The sequence below is a fragment of the Parabacteroides sp. AF39-10AC genome (assembly GCF_003635405.1).
Classification (GTDB): domain Bacteria; phylum Bacteroidota; class Bacteroidia; order Bacteroidales; family Tannerellaceae; genus Parabacteroides; species Parabacteroides distasonis.
Genome location: NZ_QTLP01000052.1, coordinates 6,629 through 10,296 on the forward strand (window position 1 = coordinate 6,629; position 3,668 = coordinate 10,296).

General features: G+C 51.3%; 3 protein-coding genes and 1 pseudogene. 3 read left to right on the plus strand and 1 reads right to left on the minus strand.

Translation table 11 applies throughout. The annotated features are described in order from the left end of the window. The 3 genes and pseudogenes from DW033_RS23595 to mobC all read left to right on the plus strand — a co-directional run. Window positions 1–97 (plus strand): annotated as a pseudogene (locus tag DW033_RS23595) (MobA protein); the annotation flags it as partial. Further along, window positions 76–1,326 carry a conjugal transfer protein MobB gene (gene mobB, locus DW033_RS23600; RefSeq protein ID WP_005809226.1) on the plus strand — a complete coding sequence of 417 codons (1,251 nt, stop codon included), beginning with the start codon at window positions 76–78 and terminating at the stop codon, window positions 1,324–1,326. The pseudogene DW033_RS23595 and the gene mobB, both read left to right, overlap by 22 nt. Before the next feature lie 32 nt (window positions 1,327–1,358). Continuing rightward, window positions 1,359–3,368, plus strand: a complete 2,010-nt coding sequence (gene mobC, locus DW033_RS23605; RefSeq protein ID WP_005809229.1) for a conjugal transfer protein MobC — start codon at window positions 1,359–1,361, stop codon at window positions 3,366–3,368. A gap of 81 nt (window positions 3,369–3,449) precedes the next feature. On the opposite strand, the gene DW033_RS23610 is transcribed toward mobC, so the two are convergent. Next, window positions 3,450–3,668 (minus strand): RteC domain-containing protein (locus DW033_RS23610; RefSeq protein WP_199712382.1); only part of this gene is annotated, 219 nt, incomplete at its 5' end.

Genomic DNA, 3,668 nt, shown 5'->3' on the forward strand with positions numbered 1-3,668 from the left:
GCTGGAGCAACAGACCGTCGAACTCGTGAAACTGAGCCGCCGGATTGTGGAACTTTCAAGAGAGATGCAGGAAAAATGGTCGCAAAAATCAGTGTAGGAAACTCGTTGTACGGCGCACTTGCCTACAACGGGGAAAAGATCAACGAGGCGAAAGGGCGGCTTCTGACAACCAACCGCATCTACAATGACGGTTCGGGGACGGTGGATATCCACCGGGCTATGGAGGACTTTCTCGCTCTGATGCCCGTGCGGTCGAAGGTGAAGAAACCGGTGGTGCATATCTCGCTCAATCCGCATCCCGACGATATTTTGACGGACACAGAACTTCAGGACATCGCACGGGAGTATCTGGAGAAGATGGGGTTCGGCAACCAGCCGTATCTCGTTTTCAAGCATGAGGACATCGACCGCCACCATCTGCATATTGTGACGGTCAGGGTGGACGAGGAAGGCAGGAGCATAGACACCCGGAATAACTTTTACCGGAGCAAGCAGATAACACGCGAACTGGAACGGAAATACGGGCTGCACGACGCGGAACGCAAGAACCGCCGTCTTGATACGCCGCTGCGCAAAGTGGACGCTTCTGCGGGCGACGTGAAGAAGCAGGCGGGGAATCTGATTAGAGAACTGAACCGCAGATACAAGTTTCAGACGATGGGCGAATACCGCGCCCTTCTTTCCTTATATAATATGACGGTGGAGGAAGCGCATGGCAATGTGCGCGGACGTGAGTATCACGGGCTGGTCTATTCCGTCACGGACGATAAGGGTAACAAGGTCGGTAATCCTTTCAAGTCCTCACTGTTCGGGAAGTCCGTCGGCTATGAAGCCGTACAGAAGAAGTTTGCCCGTTCCAAGCAGGAGATTAAGGACAGGAAACTTGCTGACATGACGAAACGCACCGTCTTTTCCGTGCTGGAAGGCACGTATGACAAGGAGAAGTTTGTTGCCACGCTCAAAAGGAAGGGCATCGACACCGTGCTACGCTACACGGAGGAAGGGCGCATCTATGGAGCCACGTTCATCGACCACCGCACGGGCTGCGTGTTAAACGGCTCACGCATGGGCAAGGAACTTTCTGCCAACGCCTTGCAGGAACACTTCACGCTGCCTTATGCCGGACAGCCGCCGATTCCGCTCTCCGTTCCGGTGGAGGAACTGGAGAACAGGCAAGGATATTCCGGAGGGGAATACGAAAGCCATTCCAGCGGCATGAACCTGTTTGCCCCCGAAGGTCCGGCAGTGGACGCTGAAGAGGAAGCCTTCATCCGGGCGATGCAGCGCAAGAAGAAAAAGAAGAAGCGCAAGGGCTTGGGAATGTAATCAAGAGTATCAACAGTCAAAAAAATCAATGTATGTCACAACAAGAAGACGATTTGAGGGCATTGGCGAAAATCATGGATTTTCTGCGTGCCGTGAGTATTATTTTAGTGGTCATGAACGTGTACTGGTTCTGCTACGAAGCAATCCGGCTTTGGGGGGTGGACATCGGTGTGGTGGACAGAATACTGATGAACTTCAACCGCACGGCGGGGCTGTTCCGTTCCATCCTGTACACGAAACTGTTTGCCGTTCTCCTGCTTGCCCTGTCCTGTCTGGGGACAAAGGGCGTGAAGGGTGAGAAAATCACTTGGGAACGAATCTGGACAGCCCTTGCCGTTGGCTTTGTGTTGTTCTTCCTCAACTGGTGGATACTGGCTTTGCCGCTCCCGATAGAGGCGGTGACGGGACTGTATATTCTGACCATCGGCGCAGGTTATGTCTGCCTGCTGATGGGCGGTCTGTGGATGAGCCGCCTGTTGAAGCACAACCTCATGGACGATGTATTCAACAACGAGAACGAGAGTTTCATGCAGGAAACACGGCTCATAGAAAGTGAGTATTCGGTCAATCTTCCGACACGGTTTTACTACAAAAAGCGTTGGAACAACGGCTGGATCAATGTCGTGAATCCCTTTAGGGCTTCTATCGTGTTGGGTACGCCGGGCAGTGGAAAATCATACGCTGTGGTAAATAATTTCATCAAGCAGCAGATTGAAAAGGGCTTCTCGATGTATGTGTACGACTTCAAATTCAGCGACTTGTCCACGATAGCCTACAATCATCTGCTGAACCACCCGGAGGGCTACAAGGTGAAACCGAAGTTTTATGTGATAAACTTCGATGACCCGCGACGCTCACACCGTTGCAATCCTATCCACCCGGACTTCATGGAGGATATTACAGACGCTTACGAGAGTGCGTACACGATTATGCTCAATCTCAATAAAACGTGGGTGCAGAAGCAGGGTGACTTCTTCGTGGAATCACCTATTATCTTGTTTGCCAGTATTATATGGTATCTCAAAATCTATAAGGGTGGTAAGTATTGCACGTTTCCCCATGCCATTGAGTTCCTGAACCGCCGTTACGAGGATATTTTCCCGATTCTTTCTTCATATCCCGAACTTGAAAACTACCTCTCACCATTCATGGATGCTTGGCTCGGTGGGGCGGCTGAGCAGCTTCAAGGGCAGATAGCATCGGCGAAAATTCCGCTCTCGCGCATGATTTCCCCGCAACTCTATTGGGTAATGTCGGACAGCGAGTTTACGCTGGATATCAACAATCCCGAAGAGCCGAAAATCCTGTGCGTGGGTAACAATCCCGACCGTCAGAATATTTATGGTGCGGCTCTCGGTCTGTATAACTCCCGTATCGTAAAGCTCATCAACAAGAAGGGGATGCTGAAGTCGTCGGTCATTATAGATGAACTACCGACGATATATTTCAAGGGGCTGGACAACCTTATTGCCACCGCACGAAGCAACAAGGTTGCCGTGTGTCTGGGCTTTCAGGATTTCAGCCAGTTGGTGCGCGACTATGGCGATAAGGAAGCTAAAGTCGTGATGAACACCGTCGGTAATATCTTCTCCGGGCAGGTGGTGGGTGAAACCGCCAAGACGCTATCCGAACGCTTCGGAAAGGTCTTGCAGAAACGGCAGTCCATTTCCATCAACCGGCAGGACGTTTCCACCTCTATCAATACGCAGATGGACGCGCTTATCCCGCCCAGCAAGATTTCCGGCTTGACGCAGGGAATGTTTGTCGGTTCTGTGTCCGATAACTTCAACGAGCGCATTGAACAGAAGATTTTTCACTGCGAGATTGTCGTGGATGCAGAGAAGGTGAAACGCGAGGAAAAAGCCTACAAGAAGATACCCGTCATTACCGACTTCACGGACGAGGATGGCAACGACCACATGAAGGAAACGGTGCAGGCGAATTACAGGCGCATCAAGGAGGAAGTCAAGCAGATTGTTCAGGAGGAACTGGAGCGGATTGCCAACGACGACAATCTGAAACACCTGTTACAGCAGAAATAACCGGGCTGACGTGAGGCAATGAAAGCGGGCGGAACAAAGTATCAAACTTGCTCCGCCCGTTATTCTTTAGGGATTCTTAGTCTATCTTCTCATACGCTCCATCTCTTCGTCACGGAGCATCTTCTCGTTCAGTTTTTCCTGCATTTTGTCAAGGAAGTAGGTGCGGCTCTCGTTCTTCCGGCGTTTGATGTCGATGTAGAAACGGTAGCAGTCCTTTGATTCCACGCCGAATATTTTGTACAAGAGCGGGGCGAGCTGTTTGAGCGGCATATTGCCGTTGTTGATGCAGCCCATCACGTC